Source organism: Spirosoma sp. KUDC1026 (assembly GCF_013375035.1).
In the GTDB taxonomy this organism is placed as follows: Bacteria; Bacteroidota; Bacteroidia; order Cytophagales; family Spirosomataceae; genus Spirosoma.
The window spans coordinates 5,431,966-5,453,561 of the sequence record NZ_CP056032.1 but is presented as its reverse complement, the minus strand read 5'-3'; the positions used below and the strand labels follow the sequence as shown (position 1 = coordinate 5,453,561).

Annotated in this window: 24 protein-coding genes; 13 read left to right on the top strand and 11 right to left on the bottom strand. The window is 51.6% G+C overall.

Annotation, left to right across the window (positions count from 1 at the left end; genetic code table 11):
• Positions 1–115 precede the first annotated feature (115 nt).
• Entirely contained in the window at positions 116–1,966 is a 1,851-nt protein-coding gene (locus HU175_RS23000) for an ABC transporter ATP-binding protein (protein ID WP_176568805.1), read from the top strand.
• A 5-nt stretch (positions 1,967–1,971) separates the two neighbouring features.
• Here HU175_RS23000 and HU175_RS22995 read toward each other — a convergent pair whose 3' ends face one another.
• Both HU175_RS22995 and HU175_RS22990 read right to left on the bottom strand, forming a co-directional pair.
• Complete coding sequence (locus HU175_RS22995) at positions 1,972–2,367, bottom strand: HEPN domain-containing protein (protein WP_176568804.1); 396 nt, start codon at positions 2,365–2,367, stop codon at positions 1,972–1,974.
• Positions 2,364–2,687 (bottom strand): nucleotidyltransferase domain-containing protein, encoded by a 324-nt coding sequence (locus tag HU175_RS22990; protein WP_176568803.1) that lies wholly within the window; start codon positions 2,685–2,687, stop codon positions 2,364–2,366. Before HU175_RS22990 ends, HU175_RS22995 begins: the two co-directional genes overlap by 4 nt.
• Before the next feature lie 117 nt (positions 2,688–2,804).
• Between HU175_RS22990 and HU175_RS22985 the strand changes: the two genes are divergently transcribed.
• The 3 genes from HU175_RS22985 to HU175_RS22975 are packed head-to-tail and all read left to right on the top strand — an operon-like array spanning position 2,805 to position 3,967.
• Positions 2,805–3,059 (top strand): type II toxin-antitoxin system Phd/YefM family antitoxin, encoded by a 255-nt coding sequence (locus HU175_RS22985; RefSeq protein WP_176568802.1) that lies wholly within the window; start codon positions 2,805–2,807, stop codon positions 3,057–3,059.
• A 2-nt stretch (positions 3,060–3,061) separates the two neighbouring features.
• Positions 3,062–3,316, top strand: coding sequence for a Txe/YoeB family addiction module toxin (locus HU175_RS22980; RefSeq protein ID WP_176568801.1), 255 nt, complete (start codon positions 3,062–3,064; stop codon positions 3,314–3,316).
• Positions 3,317–3,361: 45 nt separating this feature from the next.
• Entirely contained in the window at positions 3,362–3,967 is a 606-nt protein-coding gene (locus tag HU175_RS22975; protein ID WP_176568800.1) for a hypothetical protein, read from the top strand.
• A gap of 59 nt (positions 3,968–4,026) precedes the next feature.
• Here HU175_RS22975 and HU175_RS22970 read toward each other — a convergent pair whose 3' ends face one another.
• The gene (locus HU175_RS22970) at positions 4,027–4,791 is read right to left on the bottom strand and encodes an NIPSNAP family protein (RefSeq protein WP_176568799.1); all 765 of its coding nucleotides are present in this window, start codon (positions 4,789–4,791) and stop codon (positions 4,027–4,029) included.
• Positions 4,792–4,938: 147 nt separating this feature from the next.
• Between HU175_RS22970 and HU175_RS22965 the strand changes: the two genes are divergently transcribed.
• Positions 4,939–5,901 (top strand): alpha-E domain-containing protein, encoded by a 963-nt coding sequence (locus HU175_RS22965; RefSeq protein ID WP_176568798.1) that lies wholly within the window; start codon positions 4,939–4,941, stop codon positions 5,899–5,901.
• A gap of 55 nt (positions 5,902–5,956) precedes the next feature.
• Here the strand turns inward: HU175_RS22965 and HU175_RS22960 are convergent, their stop codons facing one another.
• The 6 genes from HU175_RS22960 to HU175_RS22935 all read right to left on the bottom strand — a co-directional run bounded on the left by HU175_RS22960 (position 5,957) and on the right by HU175_RS22935 (position 13,153).
• Positions 5,957–6,715: a hypothetical protein gene (locus HU175_RS22960; protein ID WP_176568797.1), complete on the bottom strand. Its 759-nt coding sequence runs from the start codon at positions 6,713–6,715 to the stop codon at positions 5,957–5,959.
• A 218-nt stretch (positions 6,716–6,933) separates the two neighbouring features.
• Positions 6,934–8,931: a 1,4-alpha-glucan branching protein GlgB gene (gene glgB / locus HU175_RS22955; RefSeq protein WP_176568796.1), complete on the bottom strand. Its 1,998-nt coding sequence runs from the start codon at positions 8,929–8,931 to the stop codon at positions 6,934–6,936.
• A gap of 96 nt (positions 8,932–9,027) precedes the next feature.
• Positions 9,028–10,695: a putative maltokinase gene (locus tag HU175_RS22950; protein WP_176568795.1), complete on the bottom strand. Its 1,668-nt coding sequence runs from the start codon at positions 10,693–10,695 to the stop codon at positions 9,028–9,030.
• A 195-nt stretch (positions 10,696–10,890) separates the two neighbouring features.
• On the bottom strand, positions 10,891–11,151 hold the full coding sequence (locus HU175_RS22945) for a hypothetical protein (protein WP_176568793.1): 261 nt from the start codon (positions 11,149–11,151) through the stop codon (positions 10,891–10,893).
• Between the two features lie 38 nt (positions 11,152–11,189).
• Complete coding sequence (locus tag HU175_RS22940) at positions 11,190–12,677, bottom strand: S8 family peptidase (protein WP_176568792.1); 1,488 nt, start codon at positions 12,675–12,677, stop codon at positions 11,190–11,192.
• A gap of 29 nt (positions 12,678–12,706) precedes the next feature.
• The gene (locus HU175_RS22935) at positions 12,707–13,153 is read right to left on the bottom strand and encodes a hypothetical protein (protein ID WP_176568791.1); all 447 of its coding nucleotides are present in this window, start codon (positions 13,151–13,153) and stop codon (positions 12,707–12,709) included.
• Between the two features lie 307 nt (positions 13,154–13,460).
• On the opposite strand from HU175_RS22935, the gene HU175_RS22930 reads away from it, so the two are divergent.
• The 4 genes from HU175_RS22930 to HU175_RS22915 all read left to right on the top strand — a co-directional run bounded on the left by HU175_RS22930 (position 13,461) and on the right by HU175_RS22915 (position 16,053).
• The gene (locus tag HU175_RS22930) at positions 13,461–14,072 is read left to right on the top strand and encodes an NADPH-dependent F420 reductase (protein ID WP_176568790.1); all 612 of its coding nucleotides are present in this window, start codon (positions 13,461–13,463) and stop codon (positions 14,070–14,072) included.
• Between the two features lie 43 nt (positions 14,073–14,115).
• Complete coding sequence (locus tag HU175_RS22925) at positions 14,116–14,397, top strand: GNAT family N-acetyltransferase (RefSeq protein ID WP_176568789.1); 282 nt, start codon at positions 14,116–14,118, stop codon at positions 14,395–14,397.
• A gap of 178 nt (positions 14,398–14,575) precedes the next feature.
• On the top strand, positions 14,576–15,580 hold the full coding sequence (locus tag HU175_RS22920; protein ID WP_410528572.1) for an alpha/beta hydrolase: 1,005 nt from the start codon (positions 14,576–14,578) through the stop codon (positions 15,578–15,580).
• A 113-nt stretch (positions 15,581–15,693) separates the two neighbouring features.
• Positions 15,694–16,053: a nuclear transport factor 2 family protein gene (locus HU175_RS22915; RefSeq protein ID WP_176568787.1), complete on the top strand. Its 360-nt coding sequence runs from the start codon at positions 15,694–15,696 to the stop codon at positions 16,051–16,053.
• A 69-nt stretch (positions 16,054–16,122) separates the two neighbouring features.
• Here HU175_RS22915 and HU175_RS22910 read toward each other — a convergent pair whose 3' ends face one another.
• Both HU175_RS22910 and HU175_RS22905 read right to left on the bottom strand, forming a co-directional pair.
• Positions 16,123–16,716 (bottom strand): Crp/Fnr family transcriptional regulator, encoded by a 594-nt coding sequence (locus HU175_RS22910; protein ID WP_176568786.1) that lies wholly within the window; start codon positions 16,714–16,716, stop codon positions 16,123–16,125.
• A gap of 262 nt (positions 16,717–16,978) precedes the next feature.
• Complete coding sequence (locus HU175_RS22905) at positions 16,979–17,392, bottom strand: hypothetical protein (protein WP_176568785.1); 414 nt, start codon at positions 17,390–17,392, stop codon at positions 16,979–16,981.
• A gap of 209 nt (positions 17,393–17,601) precedes the next feature.
• Between HU175_RS22905 and pgeF the strand changes: the two genes are divergently transcribed.
• The 4 genes from pgeF to HU175_RS22885 all read left to right on the top strand — a co-directional run bounded on the left by pgeF (position 17,602) and on the right by HU175_RS22885 (position 21,529).
• Complete coding sequence (pgeF, locus tag HU175_RS22900; RefSeq protein WP_176568784.1) at positions 17,602–18,369, top strand: peptidoglycan editing factor PgeF; 768 nt, start codon at positions 17,602–17,604, stop codon at positions 18,367–18,369.
• A gap of 68 nt (positions 18,370–18,437) precedes the next feature.
• On the top strand, positions 18,438–18,680 hold the full coding sequence (locus HU175_RS22895; protein ID WP_176568783.1) for a GlsB/YeaQ/YmgE family stress response membrane protein: 243 nt from the start codon (positions 18,438–18,440) through the stop codon (positions 18,678–18,680).
• Positions 18,681–19,145: 465 nt separating this feature from the next.
• Positions 19,146–20,477, top strand: a complete 1,332-nt coding sequence (locus HU175_RS22890; RefSeq protein WP_176568782.1) for a UDP-glucose dehydrogenase family protein — start codon at positions 19,146–19,148, stop codon at positions 20,475–20,477.
• 71 nt (positions 20,478–20,548) lie between these two features.
• On the top strand, positions 20,549–21,529 hold the full coding sequence (locus HU175_RS22885; RefSeq protein WP_176568781.1) for a UDP-glucuronic acid decarboxylase family protein: 981 nt from the start codon (positions 20,549–20,551) through the stop codon (positions 21,527–21,529).
• The last annotated feature ends 67 nt before the right edge of the window (positions 21,530–21,596 follow it).

Below are 21,596 nucleotides of genomic sequence, written 5' to 3'. Positions count from 1 at the left end.
GCTATAAAGTAAGAAGGTGAACAGGGCAGAAATATAAGAATATATGATCGTTGGTGGTTGCCGTTCAGGAAATTTTCAACGAACTAAACCCCGCGTCTACGTGTCTTTTTTATGTATGACAACAAAGACTAAATCGAATGCTAAGACCGCTGATACTAAGCCAGACGTGAGTTGGCGCGAACGCTTTGCCGCGCTTGGAAACCTGCCTGCTTTTTTTCGCCTGATATGGGAAGTGTCGCCGGGCCTGTTCCTGGGAAATGCCTTCCTGCGACTCATCCGGGCGGCCGTGCCAGCGGCTACACTTTACGTCGGTAAACTGATCATTGATCAGGTGGTCGCCCTCACGAATAATACGGGTTCGGATGATACAACTTTCCTGTGGTGGCTCGTAGCCGCCGAGTTCGGGCTGGCCGTTTTGTCGACGGCGCTGGGCCGGGCCGTATCACTCATGGATGGTTTGCTGGGCGATCTGTTCGCTAATCAGATTTCCGTCCGCTTGATGGAACACGCGGCTACCCTTGACCTCGAACAGTTTGAGGATGCTACGTTCTATGACAAACTCGAACGCGCCCGGCGCCAGTCGACCGGACGAACGGTACTGCTGTCTGGGGTATTCGGCCAAATACAGGAATTGATCTCGGTGGGTTTTCTGGCGGCCGGACTAGCCGTATATAACCCCTGGCTGTTGCTGCTGATTCTGATTGCTGTGACTCCCTCGTTCATTGGCGATAATTATTTCAACCAGCGCAGTTATTCGCTGTCCCGCTCCTGGACGCCCGAACGACGGGAACTGGACTACCTGCGCTACGTAGGGGCCAGCGACGAAACGGCCAAAGAGGTTAAGATTTTTGGTCTATCCGATTTCCTGATCGACCGGTTCCGGAGCCTTTCCTGGGAATATTTTACGAAGAACCGCACGCTGGCTATCAGCCGGGCGGGTTGGGGAACGATGTTAACCATACTTGGAACGGCGGGCTACTACGGTGCCTACGTCTGGATTGTGGCGCGGGCGGTTAACGGGACAATCTCACTGGGCGATCTTACGTTTCTGGCGGGTTCGTTCCGGCAGGTGCGCAGTTCGCTGGAGGGAATTCTACTTCAGTTCAGTAGTCTGACGCAGGAGGCTATTTACCTGCAGGACCTCTTTGATTTCTTTGCTATCAAACCGTTGATCTACTCGCCTGCTACGTTCCGGCCTTTTCCGAATCCCATTCAACAGGGCTTTACGTTTGAGAACGTCGGTTTCAAATACACGAACTCAGAGCGCTGGGCGGTGCGAGACCTGTCGTTTACGCTCCGGGCCGGTGAAAAACTGGCGCTAGTAGGCGAGAACGGAGCGGGCAAAACCACGCTGGTCAAACTACTGGCCCGGCTGTATGACCCGACGGAGGGGCGAATCCTGCTGGACGGCTACGATCTGCGTGAGTATGACCTGACCGTATTACGTCAGAATATTGGCGTTATCTTCCAGGATTACACCCGATTTAAAATGTCGGCCGGGACCAACATTGCCGTTGGGGACGTGAGCGAACGGATGAACCAGTCGCGGATCGAAACGGCCGCGCAGCAGTCGCTGGCCGATACGGTCATTGCCAAGCTGGAGGGCGGTTACGATCAGCAGCTGGGACGCTCGTTTGGCAAAGGGGTTGAACTCTCGGGTGGAGAGTGGCAGAAAGTAGCCCTTGGTCGCGCCTACATGCGCGACGCCCAGTTGGTTATTCTGGACGAGCCCACGGCCGCCCTCGACGCCCGTGCCGAATACGATGTATTCCAGCGATTCGCCAAACTAACCGAAGGTCACTCGTCGGTAATCATTTCGCACCGCTTCAGTACGGTCCGCATGGCCGACCGCATTCTGGTGCTTGATAAAGGAACGTTGCTCGAGATCGGCAGCCACGACGAGCTGTTACGTCAGGATGGTCGCTACGCCGAGCTGTTCAAGCTGCAGGCGCGGGGGTATCAGTAGCAGGGCTACTGGCTAACAATCTTGTCGATATATGCTTTTGTCAGTAAATAAAACTGACGAGCATTATCGAGCGATTGTTTGGCTTCCTCCATAGATATATCGGTTTCCAGGTCATAGTCACCTGCCTGACGGAGTTGGAAAGCAGCCTGTATCCAGTTAATCGTTTCATGGGGAAAGCGAGCCGTGCGAATAAACAATTCGTGAAATTTACCCTGTGCGCCAGAGTGCCGCTTCGTCTGCACTCCCTCTGTGTATAGAAGTGCTGTTAGACAGTAAAAAATAACGTAATAAGCTCGATTTGCAGTTGCTGTAGTGAAGCCGCCATCTAGGTTATGGACGGATTCTTCGAGTGTATCTTCCGCTCGCTCAAGGGCGAGTTGAGCTTCGTATAATTTGCTCATAACTGGATTCCTTCATTCCGGATAGCTTCGTAAACACCCTGCCCGGATGTATTTAGCTTTTGTTCCGAGACTGGTAATACAGAAATTAGAAGCCCATATTTAAGGCTAAGCTCAGCGCTGAGGGGAGCCAGACGAAATATTTCTGCTGATGGGCGCGTAGCTGGATCTTTTAATACGATAGCAAAATCTACGTCAGATTCTGGCTGAAAGTCACCTCGTGCATAGGAGCCAAACAAAATCAGACTAGTCAACTGACTGCCGTAGATTGCTTGCAAGCCTTCTTTGAATTCGCTTCCCAGAGTGTCAAGAGGAGTTATCATAGCTGTAAGGTGTTAGGCTAAGTTATAAAATTCGTCGTATCACGAAGACCCGATAGTTAATAATTTAAAATTCTCGTAAATAAGTACGTATTTTTGTACGTAATCACGTAAAGTAACATGCAGGTAGTCAATTACTCCGAATTTCGCCGGTCAATGAAGGCCAAGCTCGATCAAGTCAGTGATGATAATGATATGATTGTGATCAATCGCAGCGAAAACAAGAACGTTGTGTTGATCTCGTTGCGGGAATACAACTCGTTAAAGGAAACACTTCACCTGCTGAGTTCAGAAAACAATCGCAATCGCCTGATGAGCGCCGTAGAACGTGCAAATTGGGGAGAGCAGGAGGACCACGACCTGATCGACGAATAAGGATGAATCTGTCGTGGGATAAGAATGCGCGGGAAGACTATGTATATTGGCAGCAAACCGACAAGAGTGTGTTGCGTCGCATTAACGAGCTCGTTAAAGAATGCATGCGGACGCCGTTTGATGGGAAAGGGAAACCCGAACCCCTGAAGGAAAACTTATCCGGCTTTTGGTCGCGTCGCATTACAGATGAGCACCGGCTCGTTTACCGCGTTGAAGCAGACCGGCTTCATATTATTCAATGCCGGTTTCACTACTGATCTGAACTGCTTTTTCAATACGTTCCCTATAAATCACGAACCTTCATGAACGCTCAATTTCTATTCACTATTGCCTTACACGGGCTGTATATTAATGCGATGGCCCAGACGCCTGCGGTTCCTTCGCCTGAGGTGCAGATAAAAACGGCGGTGCTGGCCGCTCCGGAAGACAAACGCGCCGGGGCAGCTATTTATGGTTACTCGGCAAAGAACGAATTTGTGCTGTTACGCAAGGGCACGAATGAGCTGGTTTGCCTGGCCGATGATCCTCGCCAGAAAGGACTCAACGTTTCCTGCTACCACCGCGATCTGGAACCCTTTATGGAACGCGGCCGGGTGCTGAAAGGCGAAGGCAAGAAACCCGACGAGATTCTGAAAATTCGCGAACAGGAAGTGAAGGATAAGAAACTGAAAATGCCGGATCATCCATCGTCGCTGTTTTCGTATACAGCTAAAGCGGAAGACTTCAACGCCGAAACCGGTGATGTAAAGAATGGCTATCTGCGTTACGTAGTCTACATTCCGTACGCTACCGCCGAAAGCACCGGTCTGCCGCTCAAACCCGAAGCACCCGGGATGCCCTGGATTATGGATCCCGGTACGCACCGCGCTCATATTATGATCAATCCACCCGCGGCAGCTGATAAATAGTCAATACAAAAGGGCTCCTATAACGCGCAGGAGCCCTTTTTGCGTTGACAAAGAGATGATTAGCGAATTGGCGAATAATCCGTGGCGTTCATGTAAACGGATTCTACTTTATCGGTCAGCTTACCATTCGCTTCCGATTCCTTGAGTGCTTTCTGCCAGGCAGGGTCATTGCCAAAGTCCTTGAAATGTTGTTTGCCTTCGGCTTCGCTGGGGTGAGCCAGGATATAGAGCAGCCGTGGCTGAACGCCTTCTTTTTCCTGCGTGATCCAGTAGCCAATGTGCGTCATGTCGTGTTTGCTGAACAGTTTCAGCGTATGATCCCGGAAGCGAGTAAGCAGAGCGTCCAGTTTGCCCGGCGCGGCTGTGTAGGAGCGTAGCTCGAATGTCCGCGGCTTCTTGCCTGCCTTTGTTTTAATGGCTAGTGACAGATCTGACTCAGTCATGAAGATCTGATCGACGTGGTTGACTAGCTTGCCGTTCTCCTCAGACGCATCGCGTGCCTTGATCCAGTCCGGATCACTGCCGAACGCTTTCCAGGAGGCATCGCGGGCTTCGCGGTTTGGATATGCCAGGATGTAGATGAGTTCCTTCCGGCTGGTGTCGGTGGGCGTCCAGTAGCCAATGTTTTCCATGCCATGTTTGGCGAACAGCTTCGTCGTGTGCTGCCGGAATCGATCGACAATAGCTTCGTACTTTCCAGGATTTGGGTAGTAAATACGCATCTCATACAGACGAGAATCAGGCTTTGGGGGGCGGGGTGCACCCATACTTGTGGTGCTGGCCAGTAGTGTGCCGCACAGGATTAAGAAATAAAGTTTTAACATAAAGCAGTTAATAGGAATAAAGAGGTAAAATAACCTATTTTTTCAGGATTATGGATGAATGAAGGGGCGATCGTTAGCGAAATATTGCAAAACTGCGTGAACGACCTATTTTTGTTGATTACCCATGCTAGCCCACTTACTTCGTTTATGCTAAGCCGCGTCGCCAATTCTATCTACTGGATGCATCGTTACATCGAGCGGGCCGAGAACTACGCCCGTTTTATGAGCGTGAATTTTAATCTGGAACTGGATCTTCCACCGAACGTAGATCAGCAATGGGAACCGCTTCTGACGGCTACCGCCGACAATTACCTTTTCTTTAAATATTACCAGCAGCCCACGCGGGAGAACGTTATTCAGTTTTTGACGTTCGATAAACGGAACCCGAACTCCATCGTAGCCTGCCTGAGTAACGCCCGCGAGAACGCCCGGACAGTACGGGAAACGATCTCGAAGGAAATGTGGGAACACCTTAATCAGTTTTACCTGATGGTGCGGGATACGGCTCCCAAGCAGCAGTTAGGCCAGAGTCAGACGCAAAGCTTTTTTACCGAGATTCGGAATAGTATTCAGTTGTTCTACGGCATTATCGATGCGACGATTACCCGTAACGATGCCTGGCACTTTGGACGGCTGGGCCGATTTCTGGAACGGGCCGACAAAACGTCGCGCTTTCTGGACGTGAAATACTTTACGCTGCTGCCCGAAGTGGAATCTGTAGGATCGACACTCGATCTAATGATCTGGTCGGCAGTGCTACGGTCGGTAAGTGCGTATAATATGCATCGTCAGCAATACCGCTCGCTGACGCCTTCCAGCATCGTTGAGTTTCTGATTCTGGATAAAATGTTTCCCCGCTCGGTGGCCCATTGTGTTCGACAGGCTGAGCTGTCGCTGTATGAGATTTCGGGCAATAATATTGCGCAGGGATTCGGTAACGCGGCCGAACGGGCGCTCAGCAAGCTCCGCACTGATATTGAATTTACCGAGACGACTGACATCTTTAAGATGGGACTGCACCAGTATCTGGATAATTTCCAGACGCGCACCAACGAAGCGGGAACGGCTATTTTCGAAACGTATTTCGATCTGAAACCGGTCGAAGTATAGATACAGGATAACACAGGACGGGATAGGTTGAGAGCCAACCTATCCCGTCCTGTCGTTAGTAAAACAGCGGCAACGTAACGGCCAGATAGGGCATACCCGTCCGGTTGCGGAATCGATTGTTATTGGCTACTACATCCCGGTTGACCATGCGCATTTCGGTGGTCTGCCACTGATAGCCGGCTTTGATAGCGACGCGCTGGCTGACGAAGAAACGAGCGAATACTTCGGTTGAAAGCGACCCTTGATCATTGTCGCCAAGCAGACGCAGGTTTCCTCTGGCCGGGGAGCCATCTTGTATAGCGTTGCTTCCGCTGAACGGTTGTGTCCTTGTTGAATCGATATTGAAACGACCATTCGCGGAGCGATAAAGACCCGTCCGGCGTTTGCCTACGGTAAGACCCAGCAGATCGGCGCTACCACCCAGTTCCACCCAGCCCAGATTGATGCGGCCCCGAATACCGAAGTTAAGGGACGTAGCAGTCATATAATCAAAACGGACGTTATCAATATTCTCGCTGACGAGCGGAGCCCCCAGTGCGCCCAGGCCCGACTTGCCGCGGGTGAGCCGGGAGGGAGCGGTGTAGAAATCAATGTTATCGCCGTAAAAGGCGCCCAGTCGTGCTGTCCAGCCCAGCGAAAAGACCTTACTTTCGCCAAGGCTGATCAGTTGGTAGTAAGCGATGGATGGGTTATATCGGTTTTTCGTGTAAGCCATACCCAGGTCGAAACCACTACTTAGCCGGGCGGCCACGGGCGATTGCGCAAAACCAGAGAGGGAAATTAGGGTCAACAGGGTGGCGAGAACTTTCTTCATGCAGACATTTACTGATCTTGCGCGCAAAGATAGACGAATTGATTGAGCGGAGGCACCCGTTGCTTGATTCGTTGCCCGAATCTACCGTTTTACTATTCAGTGACGTACCAACGACTTGAATCAGTATAGTCACTGATCAAAAAGCAGACGGTACCATGATGAAGCATAACACCTCATACTCATGGTACCGCCTGCCTTTCTGATTATCTACTGCTGTATTAGCTTCGTTTCAGCACGACAGCTCCCAGCGGGGGGATGTTGAGCCGTAGTGACTGAGGGCGGCCCTGCCAGCCTGTTTCTTCGCTTTGCATGGCGTTGGTATTACCGACACCGCTACCATGAAAATCAACAGAATCGCTGTTGAATACCTCGTAGTATGTACCAGCCGTTGGAATACCGATGCGGTAGTCCAGTCGCGGCATGGGCGTCATGTTCAGGACAATGAGCAACGTATCGTCCGGGTTTTCGCCTTTCCGCACGTAGCTGATGACACTGTTCTCCCGATCGGTCGTGTCGATCCACTCAAAGCCTTCGGCCGAGAAGTTACGCTCATGCAGGGCAGGCTCGTTGCGATACAACTGATTTAGAGCACGCACGCAATTCGCCATGCCTTTGTGGGGAGCAAACTCCAGCAGGTGCCAGTCCAGGCTACTGTCGAACTTCCACTCCGACGTTTGCCCAAACTCGCCACCCATGAATAGCAGTTTCGTGCCCGAGTGCGTAAACATATACGAGAACAGGAGCCGCAGGTTCGCAAACCGCTGCCATTCGTCGCCCGGCATTTTACCAATCAGGGAGTGCTTGCCGTACACCACTTCGTCGTGAGAAAGTGGCAGCATAAAATTCTCCGTATAGGCATACACCGTACTGAATGTCAGCTCGTCCTGGTGGAATTTTCGGTAAGCCGGATCGCGCTCGAAGTACCGTAACGTGTCGTTCATCCAGCCCATCATCCACTTCATACCGAAGCCCAGGCCGCCCATGAATACCGGCCGCGAGACGCCGGGAAAAGCGGTCGATTCTTCAGCAATGGTCTGCGTATCCGGGAATTCCAGGTACACCGCTTCGTTCAGCTCTTTGAAGAGCGAGATAACTTCCAGGTTTTCCCGGCCGCCGAAGATGTTCGGTTCCCATTCGCCTGCGTTACGGGAATAATCTAAGTACAGCATCGACGCGACCGCGTCGACCCGGAGGCCGTCGGCATGGCAGCGGTCCAGCCAGAACAGGGCGTTCGAGAGAAGGAATGACCGGACTTCCGGCCGGGCGTAGTTAAAGATATAACTCTTCCAGTCCGGATGGTAGCCCTTCCGCATGTCCGGGTGTTCGTACAGGTGCGATCCGTCAAACTCATACAGACCGTGCGCATCGCCGGGGAAGTGGGAGGGAACCCAGTCCAGAATAACGCCAATACCCGCTTGGTGTAGTTTTTCGACCAGCGCCATGAATTCCTGCGCGGTACCAAACTGGCTGCTGGGCGCGTAGTAACCCGTGATCTGGTATCCCCACGAAGGCGCGTACGGATACTGCATGACCGGCATAAACTCGACGTGGGTGAAACCCATATCCTGCACATAGGGAACCAGCGCATCGGCAATCTCGCCGTAGCTCAACTCACGCTCGGGATTCGATGGATCACGACGCCAGGATGCCATATGGACTTCATACACCGAAATAGGCGCGTTCAGGGCATTTTTGGGGCCGCGGTTGGCCATCCAGTCCTGATCCTGCCATTCGTAGTACGTATCCCAGACGACCGAGGCCGTCTGGGGGGGAACTTCCCAGAGGTGCGCATATGGGTCGCCCTTTTCCAGCTCGCGACCGCTTTCGTGGACGATGAAATATTTGTAGACTTCACCCCGACTAACGTTCGGAACGAAGATTTCCCAGATACCCGATGAATCCCAGCGGACATTGAGCGGATTGCTTCCTTTGTTCCAGCCGTTGAAGTTACCGATTACCGCTACGTACTTTGCGGAGGGAGCCCAGACGGCGAAGTACGTACCTACGACGCCGTTGTGTTCAACGACGTGCGAACCGAATTTTTCGTATAGCCGGTGGTGTTTACCGGCCCGGAATAAATGAACATCGAAATCGGTGAAGCGGGAATAGTATTCGCTCGTTGGCTGAGGAGTATCTATAATCTCAGTGGTTGGTTGCTCAACAGTAGCCGGTGGAGTCACTTCGGCTGCGGGTATTGCAGTTTTACGTTTTGCCATGTGTTAGTAATCTCTTCGTTAGTGAACGCAATAAGGGTTGGAAAGTTAGAAAAAGTACCAGGAAGTACTTAGCTGACGCATGCCGGCAATAGCCGACTAATCCAGGATTTTCGTTTGCAGCATGGGTACATCATCGCGCTTTTGATTCTCGCTCAGTCGGATTTTTTCAATTTCGCGGATGACATCAATAATACCTTTGAGGGGTATTTTTACCCAGGAGGGGCGGTAACTAATTTCATAGCCCAGTTCATAAACGGCTTTCTCCAGCAGATAAATCAGCAGCAGAAAGTTGCTTTCGTTATTGTTATGAAAGAGCGGATGTGGGGTGCCGATAGCGTCGTAATACGCATTCAGATACGTATCGCGAATTAGCTTGAACCAGCGATCGGAAATGCGTTGCAGGTACTCGGCGCTAAGTCCTTCGGTTTCGGCCGAATTAAACAGCTTGGCCGAAACGGCGTAGTGATACGATCGAATCATGCCCGCTACGTCCTTGAGGGGGGAGTGTTTAACTTTCCGGTCCGAAATGCTGCTTTCCGGTTCACCCTCAAAATCGATAATGACAAAGTCGGAGCCGATGCCAACGTTGGGTGTATTGATCGCGAGAACCTGCCCCAGATGGTAATCGCCGTGAATCCGGACACGTAACGAGTCCAGTGGACGATTCCGGAAATCGTCAACAAAGGCTTCGATCATTTCGCGGGCTTCCATAAACACCCAGGCCAGCTTCTGCGCCTGCTCGTCGAGTTTGGTGTAGTTATCGACCAGCAGCGCGTACCGCCGTTCGAGCAGATCCTCAAAACGCTTGATCAGAAACTGCCGATACTCGTCCGTGAATGATTCAGGAGCAAACGTATCGTCGGCCTCGGGTTTATAAAGTGCCAGGTGCATCTCGCCGGTTCGCTGCCCGAGCAGGGCGACCTGCTCGAAAACGTCCTCCCGAATGGCGAACAGGCGCTGGGGAACAGCATACAGAAAATCGTTCAGGAAGTCACCGGTCTGCATCCAGGAGTCCTTATTGTTCGGCACCATGCGCTGCACCATACCCAGCGTTACGTCGGGAACGCCGGTTTGCTGCCAGCTCAGGCTACCCCCGAAGGCCGGAATATGCCGGAAATCGCTCTCGTCGGTCAGAAAGGCGACCATGTCAACCTCCGGGTTCGTTTCTTCGAATAATTTCCGGTAGAGTTTCAGGAAATACTTCTCGCCGAAGATCATCGCCGAATTACTCGAATCGACCCCCAGCACTCGCGACGGCAGAAACTCATCGCCCTCGTCCAGTCCTTTCCCGCGCTGGAATGTCAGCTGCCCGTCCGGTTGCGCCAGCTCCACATTCTGATAAATATTGGCGAAGATCGTTCGCCGAAACCGCTCATCATGAATGGCGTCGATCAATACACCCGGCTGGCTACCTATCACAACCTCGCCAATACGCCCCGTTTCCGGAATTGACGCCAGATTAAACGAAAACGTTTGGGCCAGGTCATCGGCAACAAACGTAACAGGTAGCAGGTACCGCTCGGGTTCGCCATCGGTATACGTTGCCCGGAGAATCAATAGATAAGCAACGTCATCGTCGGGTAGAGGAAGTGTATGAACCGTATCGATCGAAAAGCCACTCTGCTGACGCGCTTTACCCGCAAACCACCGGCATATATTGACAAAAGGAGGAATCAGCGTCTGCGAAAAGTTAGTCCAGAACGTAGTATCCTTCGACAAATCTTTCCAGGGGGTAGATGAGGTAACAGGCGTAAGGGTAGTCATATAGCATAAACGGTTGAGCCGGAGAAGGTACTCAGGTTCGGCTCCATACGATTCGACAAAGTCAAAGCTCTTTCAAGAAAAACAAAATCAGGCGGGTAATGTTGGCCCGGACCAGCGAATGAGGTCTTTGCCACGCAAAAAAGCCAGCCCTGAATCCTCAGGGCTGGCTTGGGTATGTACAAAAAGATTGTGTTGTTAAGACTTCGGTGGTTTCTGAACCGCAGGCCGGGTGGTTGGAACTGTATAACAGCTTTCTTTGCTAACGGTCCACTGAGGGAGTTTACGGGCCAGTTCGTTCATCACGGTTTCTTCGTTTCCTTCGACCAGCAGCGTTTTCCGGCTGGCGTCAACTAACTGTGTCTTCGACCGGATCAGTTTCATATCGTCGGCTGGCAGCGGGGGAATGCCCTTAAAGTTCAGTATATATCGACCGTGTGCCATAGCCTTGAGTGTCATTACGTTGCAATTTGTTATGCATAGTTAGCCAACAAATTTTAGACTAACAACATTCCAGTGCCTTCAAAGGTTGAGCCGAAGCCCATCGATTGTACGTGTTCAGCCAGTAACCGAATCATGGCTTCAGCGCGGGCTGCGCTACGGGGCTGCGCCAGTACATTGGGGGAGGCCGACAACAGCCGGGCGGCAACTCCCGCTGCCAGTGGACAGGCCATCGACGTACCGCTCATGGGGGCATACCCGCCCGGTACCGACGAAATGATGCCTACACCCGGTGCGATAAAGTCCACTTCAGGGCCAATATTCGAAAAGGCAGCCACGAAGTTTTTTCGGTCAGTCCCGAATGGAGCCTGTACGTTGGGCGCATCCGTTGTATTTGCCGGAAATGTTCCTTTTCGACCCATGGCACCGACCGCTAGGGAGAGCGAGTACGAAGCGGGGAAACTAACCGGCTGGCGACCGTCGTTGCCCGTAGCTACGAAGCAGATGGTTCCGTTTTCGTGCGCAAAACTGATGGCGTCTTCAGTGGCATCATCGCTCGGCCCACCGCCGAGGCTCATGTTGATGATGTCGCAACCGTCGGCCACGGCCTGCTCAATCGCCTTAATAATGGCAAAGTTCGAGGCCCCCGGATTATTCTGGCTGAATACCCGGTAAGCGTAAAGCTCTACCTCGGGCGCTGCCCCGCGAACTCCCGTTGGGGACGTACCGTGGGCGGCAATGATACCCGCGACGTGGGTACCGTGCTCGTCAACGTCGGCAAAATTGCTGGAATCTTCACCGGTTACGGTGCTGAGCCCACCCGCAACGGTGAGATCAGGGTGCGGTCCTACACCCGTATCGATTACACCAACCCGAACGCCTTTGCCAGCCGGCTGTCCTGTTACCGCGGGTGGGTAGAAGAACGTCTTGGCGTCTCTATAATCGAGCTTGACCGGCTGAAGCGTAATGATATCGTTCGTTTTAATAGCCAGATTCTGTTTCCAGAAACTCCAGTGCCCGGCTTTGGGGTAGATATAGATCTGGTCGAGGGTACGGTTGCCGATGTTTCTGAATTGCACTACGCCCTGAGCATTGGACGTCGCCTGTTCGCCTTCCCGCTGCTCAAAATTCGTGAAGGCTACCACAACAGCATCTGCAATTGGATTTCCGGTTTTTGCATCGTTCAGCAGAAGCTTTACGGTGACTCGCGCCTGTCCCTGCAGGGGCTTAACCTTATTACGTACCTCCTGCATCCAGCGCTGCGGGTAATAAAATACTTCGGGAACGATACGTACACCCGGCAGCTGGGCGCGCAGATCAGGTAATTCATCGGCCGCAACCCGGACCAGTTTGGCCCCGCTATGGCGGGTAGTGTCGAGAACGACGGCCTGCGAGCTAAGGTCGCCGTCGAGTACGTCGTCCAGATGAGTATCTACTGTCAGTCGGGAGAATGCCTGCCGGGTAGAGGTGGCAAGCGATTCGGCCGAAAAGCGCATGTCTGTTTTGGGCAACAGAATGTAATTCTGAGTGGGAGACTGGGCCATGATGAAAGCAGGAAGAGGTTGTGAGAATGCTATCGATTCAGCACAATTAACGCAATCAGGGTGTAAATGGGTATCAATATTGAGCCAATGAGCCGGATAATGGCTTCGTCCAGACCAAGCAGACCAAAAGGGCCGCCCAGACTAATGGCATAAACAACAAAAGCCCCCGCCGACAGGCCAATCTGCCGCCAGCTGCTCACTTTGCCGACGTACCGCAGGTAAAAAGGATTGATGACCGCCAGGAGAATAAACACTACCCAAAGCAGCCAGGCGTATACGGTTGGGTGGGCGGAGGGGAGAACGCTGCCCCGTAGTAATCCATCAATGGTGATGTAGGCACTGATGACCTCCACCGGCATCAGTTTTAGAAACTGCGTCTGGTAACCATCGGTTACGTCATTTCGGGGTAACGTTGGTCCATCAGCGAACGGGCCGGAGGTGGGTCTGTTCGATCGGGTAACAATCGTGCGATTCATGGACAGGTGGTCAGGTTGGAAGTGGTAAGTTGCCTAAAATCTGGTGATTCGCCAACAAAAAAGCCGGACCGATAGGGTCGGTCCGGCAGCAATGAACAGGTGGGATGAAACGGGATGATACTTAGTGGCTGAGCGGGGCATCTTGATATAGATCAACATCTTTAATTACCATAACTCAACATCCGGATGGAGCGGCCCATTGTAAGTTTGCCGAAGGAGCAACGTGAAACGGGCGGTCAGAGGAATACCGGTACCGAAGCGCAACAATTTTTATTTTCATTGAACTCAATAGTTTACCTCAGTGATTATGGACCACATTATCGGCATTATCGGAGCAGGGCACATTGGACGCGGCCTGGCCATCCATCTGGTCAAAACAACCTTCCCGGTGTTGATCGCCAACAGTCGGGAGCCGGAGTCGCTGAACGAACTGGTCGCTTCAATCGGCGGGTCTTTGAAGGCCACCGGGCTGCAGGAAATCATTGCGCAGGCCGACATTCTGTTTATCGCCATTCCCTGGTCACAGCTGCCCGAATTGGCCGGTGAACTGAAAAAGTATAGCGGAAAGATCATCGTTGACGCTACCAACAATATCGTTTCTTTCAACCCGTTTGTTCTGGCCGATACGGCGGGTAAAACAACAGGAGAGTATGTGGCCGCTTTATTCCCGGCCCAGCGAGTGGTAAAAGCGTTCAACACTCTGGCGGCTGCTATACTTACCCAGCCAGGGTCGGGCGACGCCGGGCGTACGGTCATTTTTATCAGCGGTGACGATAGCGATGCGAAGCGGGAAGTGGCCAGCCTTATCGAAGTCATGAGTTTTGAACCGATCGACATCGGCACATTGAAGGAAGGCGGTAAACTACAGGACGCTGGTGGGGCTTTGTCCGGAATTGAACTGATCCGGATAAAAAACTAAGCGTGAACTCTTATTTAGTGCAACAAGGAACAGGGATCTATGCATGGACATTCAGCACAAAGACAACGGGAAAATGGGGGTTTTTTACGTGGAAGCCGACGGCATGACAACGGCGGAAATGACGTACCTGTGGTCGGGCGACCGACGTATCATTATTGACCACACCGGCGTAAGCGAGGCCCTGCAAGGCCAACATATCGGCAAACAGCTGGTAGAGGCCGCCGTGGTATTTGCCCGGCAGAAGCAGCTGCGCATCCTGCCGCTATGTCCGTTTGCCAAAGCTATGTTTGACAAAACGCCTGAGTTTCAGGATGTGCTTTTTTGAGGGCTAGGTAGACAATTGAGAACATAAAAGACGTATCGTCCAAAGGAAGCGCCAAAGACCACCGTCTTTGTTGATTTACATCAACCGCGCTTTTTACCACACCATACTACCCAGGGAATTGACGAACCCTGGTTCTACGCCATTATCCGAACATAACCGTTTACTTATCATTAACACGATGACTAACACCATGAGCACCAGCGCCCAGGAGCGACCTTTCAAAGGCGAGCAGGACCCCCAGATTTTTTTGGAAGTCAGAACGTTTTTACAGGCTTTGAACGCGGGTGATGGCCAGCCGCTGGAAACGTTGAGTCCTGCCGATGCCCGGCAGGTGCTGACCGGTGCCCAACAATCGGTTGAGGTCGATTACGCCGGCATCACTGAAAGCGAAAAAACAATTTCCCAGAACGGCTACCAGGTAACTATTCACATCGTCAAGCCCGCAGGGGTCCGGGATGGAGCACCGGTTTTCCTTTTCATTCACGGTGGGGGCTGGGTGTTGGGCGATTATCCGACGCACCGCAGACTTGTGCGCGATCTGGTCGTGGCCAGCGGTGCCGTAGCCGTGTTCCCTGATTACACGCCGTCGCCCGAAGCCCAGTACCCAACCGCCATCAACGAAATTTATGCTACCCTGCAGTGGGTCGCCGAAAATGGAGCAGAAATTGGCGTAGACGGCAGTAATCTGGCCGTAGTGGGCAACAGTGTCGGCGGTAATATGTCGGCGGTCATGGCCCTGATGGCCAAGCGTAACAACGGTCCCAATCTTAAACTGCAAGTATTGCTGTGGCCGGTTACAAATGCCGATTTCGATACCGAATCCTACAATCTGTTTGCCAACGGTCGGTTCCTGACCAGGAACATGATGAAGTGGTTCTGGGACAACTACCTGCCCGATGCCGCCAAACGAAACGAACTATACGCATCGCCCCTCCAGGCGACTGCCGAAGACCTGCAGGGCCTGCCACCAGCTCTGGTGCAGACTGCCGAAAACGACGTGCTGCGGGATGAAGGCGAAGCCTACGCCCGCAAATTGAATGAAGCTGGCGTGCCGGTAACGCTCACCCGCTATGGCGGTATGATCCACGACTATGGTCTGCTGAACCCCATTGCCAGTGCACCAGCCGTACAAACCGCCCTGTTGCAGGCGGCTGCGGTGATCAAAAAGGCGTTGCAGGCGTAATCTTCTATGATGACCATGCGCCTTTTCATGGCTATACACCGACGTTCTGAACGCTCTCTCAAACTACGTTTGAGAGAGCGTTCAGAACCAGTTTACCCAACCAAATTCCACGTATGGATACCCAATTAATCAACCGTTTACAGGATACCCACCTGGCTATCTGGAACGAAAAAGATCGTACCAGGCGCGACGCGATGATGCCCGCTATCTACGCAGCGGATATCAGGATGTACGATAAGGATTTCACCCTCACCGGTACTGAGGCCATCTCTGATTTTATCGACAAACTGTTTGCCGACGACGCCAACTTTACGTTCAAGGCCGAAACGGCTATCGTCAATACGCAGCATGGTGCCCGGCTATTCTGGACTATCCAGACCGGCCCTCAACCCAATGTGCTGACCGGTATGGATTTTTTCATCGTTGAAAACGAGAAAATAGCGCATCTGTTCGTGTTTATGGATCCTCAATAACCCCGTCGGTTGGAACGACGCTGTTAAGCAAAAAAATGCGTCGATGTAAATCGACAGGCTCCGCGAAAGCTATCCTTGTTTTCTCACTGCCTGGTGCCGAATGCGACTAAGCGTCTCTTTCGTAATACCCAGATAGGAGGCTATGAGATGCTGGGGAAACCGCTGCAAAAACTCAGGATACAACCGCATCAGTTCTTCGTAGCGGACGTCGGCCGTGTAGTTAATCGACGCATGTAATCGCTTCTGAGCGGCCATATGCTGATTGTCATCCAGTTTTATCCGCATTTCGTTAAAGGCTGGTATGTTGTTGACCCGCTCGTAATAGTCATTCGTTTTCGGTAGAAGCAGTAATTCAGTCTGCTCCCAGGCATCGATGTTGTAGATAGAGGGTACCTCCTTGTGAAAGCTTTCCCGGTCAGATGTCCACCAGTTTTCAATGCACAGATTCAGGACGTGTTCATACCCTCTTTCGTCAACGGTATACTGGCGCGTAGCACCTTTTACGATAAAGGCGATGTATTTGCAGACTTCACCCTCCTGAAGCAGAAACTGTCGTTTTCGTAATTGTTTAGGTATGAATGCTTCTTCGATTAGGCCGATATCGTTTTTAGTGAGGGGGCTGGTCGATCGCTCCTGAATGTATCGGATGAGAGAGGTAAACATTAAATGGCGCAGTGGCTGTTATTGACAAAGATAGGATTCGATGAGCGTGAAAAGTTAGGAAAAGCGGTTTTCGGGATGGCGCCGAAGTTTTGTGCTGCATGCGAATGCGGGGCTGATCCGGCAATTAGCTACTATGCTCAAAACTATGGTGGCTGGTCAGTAGTGGTAAGTTGCCTAAAATCTGGTGATTCGCCAACAAAAAAGCCGGACCGATAGGGTCGGTCCGGCAGTAATGAACAGGTGGGATGAAACGGGATGATACTTATTTGCTGGCCAGTACGTCAGTCTGCACCAGGCGTTTGGGCACTTCTGGCTGATGGGTTGTCAGCGTGACGCTTTTACTGGTGGTACTGGTACCATCTGTGATATCCAGTTGATAGACGCCATCTTTCAGGCTGTCGACGTTGAAAGCCAGACGGCAGTTTTCGGCTTTCTTACCCAGACGTTGTGTGTACAAGGCTACACCTTTGTCGTTTTTCAGTTGAATCGTGACGACACGACCGGTTTGTTTATCGAGCGCAACATGCAGTTTACCGTCGTTGGATGTGTAAATACCCGATTTGAAAGAGGCCGAGTCCGTTGGCTGTTCGGGGTTGGTCGTGCCGGCGAATGATGCGAACGATGTAGCAACGCCCAAGGTCAGGGCAACGATGAAGGATTTAGCGAACGATTTCATGACTATGGAATTTTAAGTTGTGTATCTGATTTAAACCCGCCGTATTTCGGCTGATTGGTGAAACAAAGTTATATGGTTGCTATGGTACTATGTATTGCAAACTACCGGAACGGTTGCTGCGTAGGATGAGTGGACAGAAAAATGGACGACTGAGGGAATGGTCTGATCAGATTGTACCTTTGAGGGCGAAATCAGACGCTAGTATCACCATGCCGCAGACTATCGAATTAACTGCTTCTTATGTAAGGCCCGCTATTTTTTCGCTGTTTCCGGAGCTGGTCGGGGCCGAAAGCACCCGGCATGGAGGAGTGAGTCCTGAGCCGTTCTCTTCGCTTAACCTGGGAATCAATACTGCTGACGATATAGCGAATGTAGATGAAAACCGCCGACGCTTCCTGTCGGCTATTGGTGCCGAAGAGTTTGGATTTACCTCGTCGTATCAGGTGCACGGGCTGGAAATTCTGCTGGCCACCGAAGCTGGACGTTATGAAGGTTACGACGCCTTGGTGACTAACCAGCCGGGCCTGCTAGTGGGAGTGACGGTTGCCGACTGTGTACCTATATTGGTATATGACTCGGAGAAGCGGGTGGTAGCGGCTGTTCATGCTGGCTGGAAAGGCACAACAGGAAAACTGGTCGCAAAAACGATAAGCCTTATGAAAGACCTGTTCGGAACAAACCCCGAAGCTTGCTACGCCTATATCGGGACCTGCATTGACGAATGTTCGTTTGAAGTAGGCCCCGAGGTCGCCGATTTATTCGAGCCTGCCTTCCGCCGGGCGCAGTTGGGGACGGTTAAAAGCTACGTTGATCTGAAAGCGGCTAATCGGCAACTGCTTCTGAATGCGGGCGTACCGGCCGCGCACATTGAGGTATCGAGTTATTCGACCGTGTTAAACAACGACTCCTTTTTTTCGCACCGCGCCGAGCACGGCCAAACAGGACGAATGCTGGCAGTCATTGGCGTAAAGAAATAAACAAAACACGCCTTAGACGGTTATTATCATTGATTTAACAATCAGTTCACTCAACGAAAAATAAAGTCATGGGAATCTTAGTAACAATACTGGTAGGGGCCATTGCCGGTTGGCTGGCTGATCTTGTTTTTAAACGGTTTTCATTTTCACTACTCGTCGAAATCCTGCTGGGTATCGCGGGTGGGTTTGTTGGCGGCTGGATCTTCGGTGCTGGCGGCAGTTTCCTGGATAGCGTACTGACATCCTTTGTCGGGGCGGTAATTATTCTGGGTATCGCAGCGCTGATCAAGGGAGCGCGCAGAACGACCTAGTTTGGTCAATCTGGTTTGTACTTTTTTATTTCAGTACCAAGAGGGAGAACACACATCGGTGTTCTCCCTCTTTCGTTATAGTAATATTATTAGATTACTTAGTTTTTTTCTATTCTGTTGTTTGAACTAACCATGCCATTAAATAAACCAATAGCTGACAATTAACCTGTTTTCATAGGGTAGTACGCTCCGATAAAATTTGGTTAAATGAGTTATTAAAGTGACTATTTACCCGAAACTGGAGTCTTTATGTAACAGGGAGGTTGTCAAAGATGAGAAAAGCGGTACATAATACATGAGAGCCTGACGAGAGGTTACGCTGTGACCAATTCTATTACCAGTCAGTCAGTATTACTGATTAAGCGTAGGGTATCATTGAAAAACTCCTATTTTTGCGAGAACCAGTTGATGATTCTCAGAGCATTGATTTGTATATAATAATCGCAACTATTTAATCTTCGATTTATGAAATTGGCAGTCGTTGGGACCGGATACGTGGGTCTCGTTACGGGTACCTGTTTTGCCGAAACCGGTAATCAGGTGACGTGCGTTGATATTGATGAGCGGAAAGTTGAAAAACTTAAGAATGGTGTTATCCCTATCTATGAACCAGGTCTGGATACACTGTTTCACCGGAACGTTGAAGAAGGGCGGCTGCTGTTCACAACCAGCCTCGAAGAAGGTATAAAAGGAGCCGAAGTGATCTTCCTGGCGCTGCCAACCCCTCCGGGCGAAGACGGTTCGGCCGATTTGAAGTATATCCTGAAAGTCGCCAGCGACCTGGGTCCAATCATGGAGCAGTACGCCGTGATTGTTGACAAGAGTACGGTTCCGGTTGGAACGGCCGAAAAGGTGCACGCGCACATCGCCGACAACGCGAAAGTTGATTTCGACGTAGTGTCTAACCCCGAGTTTCTGCGGGAAGGTGTTGCCGTCGAAGACTTCATGAAGCCCGACCGCGTAGTTATCGGTACGAAATCCGAGCGGGCGAAAGGCGTTATGAACCGGCTGTATGCTCCGCTGGTGCGCCAGGGTAACCCGATCATCTTCATGGATGAGCGTTCGGCCGAAATGACCAAATACGCAGCCAACGCGTTCCTGGCGACGAAAATTACGTTCATGAACGAGATCGCTAACCTGTGTGAGCGGGCGGGGGCTAACGTGGACGACATTCGTCGGGGTATCGGAACCGACAGCCGGATTGGCAAACGCTTCCTGTTTGCCGGAATCGGCTACGGGGGCAGCTGCTTCCCGAAAGATGTGCAGGCGCTGGCCAAAACAGCCAAGGATTTCGATTACGATTTCAAAGTGCTGAAATCGGTGATGGAGGTTAACTACGAACAGAAAACAAAACTGGTTCCGCAGATACTGAACCATTTCGGTGGTGATCTGAAAGGTAAAACCATTGCTGTCTGGGGGCTGGCCTTCAAACCTTATACCGACGATATCCGGGAAGCACCGGCACTGGATAACATCAAGGCGCTGGTCGATGCGGGGGCGAAAGTAACGGTGTACGACCCTGAAGCGATGGACAACGTACGCAATCAGATCGGAAACATCGTTACGTATGCACACACGCAGTACGCGGCTCTGGATGATGCAGATGCGCTGGTTATTGTGACGGAATGGCCGCTGTTCCGCACGCCGGACTTTGACAAAATGAATCTGTTGCTGAAAAATAAAGTGATCTTCGACGGCCGCAACGTGTACGAAACTGAGCACATGCGCGATCAGGGATACACGTATTACAGCGTAGGGCGCGAGACTATTCTGGCTCCAGTAGAACAAAAAGTTTAGTTTATTCGTCAAAACGGCAACCCCGACGGGTTGCCGTTTTGACGAATTATCAGCCGAAAACCATAGATTGAATGAAGCGTATTTTAATCACGGGCGGAGCCGGATTTCTTGGATCGCACCTCTGCGACCGATTTATTAAGGAAGGCTACCATGTTATTGCTATGGATAACCTCATTACGGGGGACATCCGCAATATTGAGCACCTGTTCCATCTGCCTAATTTCGAGTTTTATCACCATGATGTGTCCAAGTTCATCCACGTACCGGGCGAACTGGATTACATTCTGCACTTTGCCTCTCCGGCCAGCCCAATCGACTACCTGAAAATCCCGATCCAGACCCTGAAAGTTGGTTCGCTGGGGATTCACAATTGTCTGGGCCTTGCCCGGGTGAAAGGCGCCCGCGTGCTGATTGCCTCTACGTCGGAGGTGTATGGTGACCCAACGGTCCACCCACAGCCCGAAGAGTATTGGGGGAACGTTAACCCAGTCGGCCCACGGGGTGTGTACGACGAAGCCAAACGTTTCCAGGAAGCGATCACGATGGCGTATCATACGTATCATGGACTGGAAACCCGTATCGTACGGATTTTTAACACGTACGGTCCCCGTATGCGCCTGAACGATGGCCGGGTACTACCAGCCTTCATTGGACAGGCGTTGCGCGGTGAAGACCTGACGGTATTCGGTGATGGTAGTCAGACTCGTTCGTTCTGCTACGTCGACGATCTGGTTGAAGGAATTTACCGCCTGTTGCTGAGCGATTACCCGCACCCTGTTAACATCGGTAACCCCTCGGAAATTACGATTAAGGAATTTGGTGAAGAGATCATCAAACTGACTGGAACGTCGCAGAAGCTGGTTCTCAAAGATCTTCCCAAGGACGATCCAAAACAGCGCCAGCCTGATATTACAAAAGCGAAAGCTATTCTGGGCTGGGAGCCACAGGTTCCCCGCGCTGAAGGATTGCGGATTACGTACGAATACTTCAAGAGCCTGCCGGAAGAGGAATTGTACCGGGCGGCTTACCACCGGGAGTTCGTTAAGAAATAAAAGAAAGGACTATACCTTTCCTTTATTTCTTAGTAAATTTACTGGCTAACTACCTCGTACAGTTAGC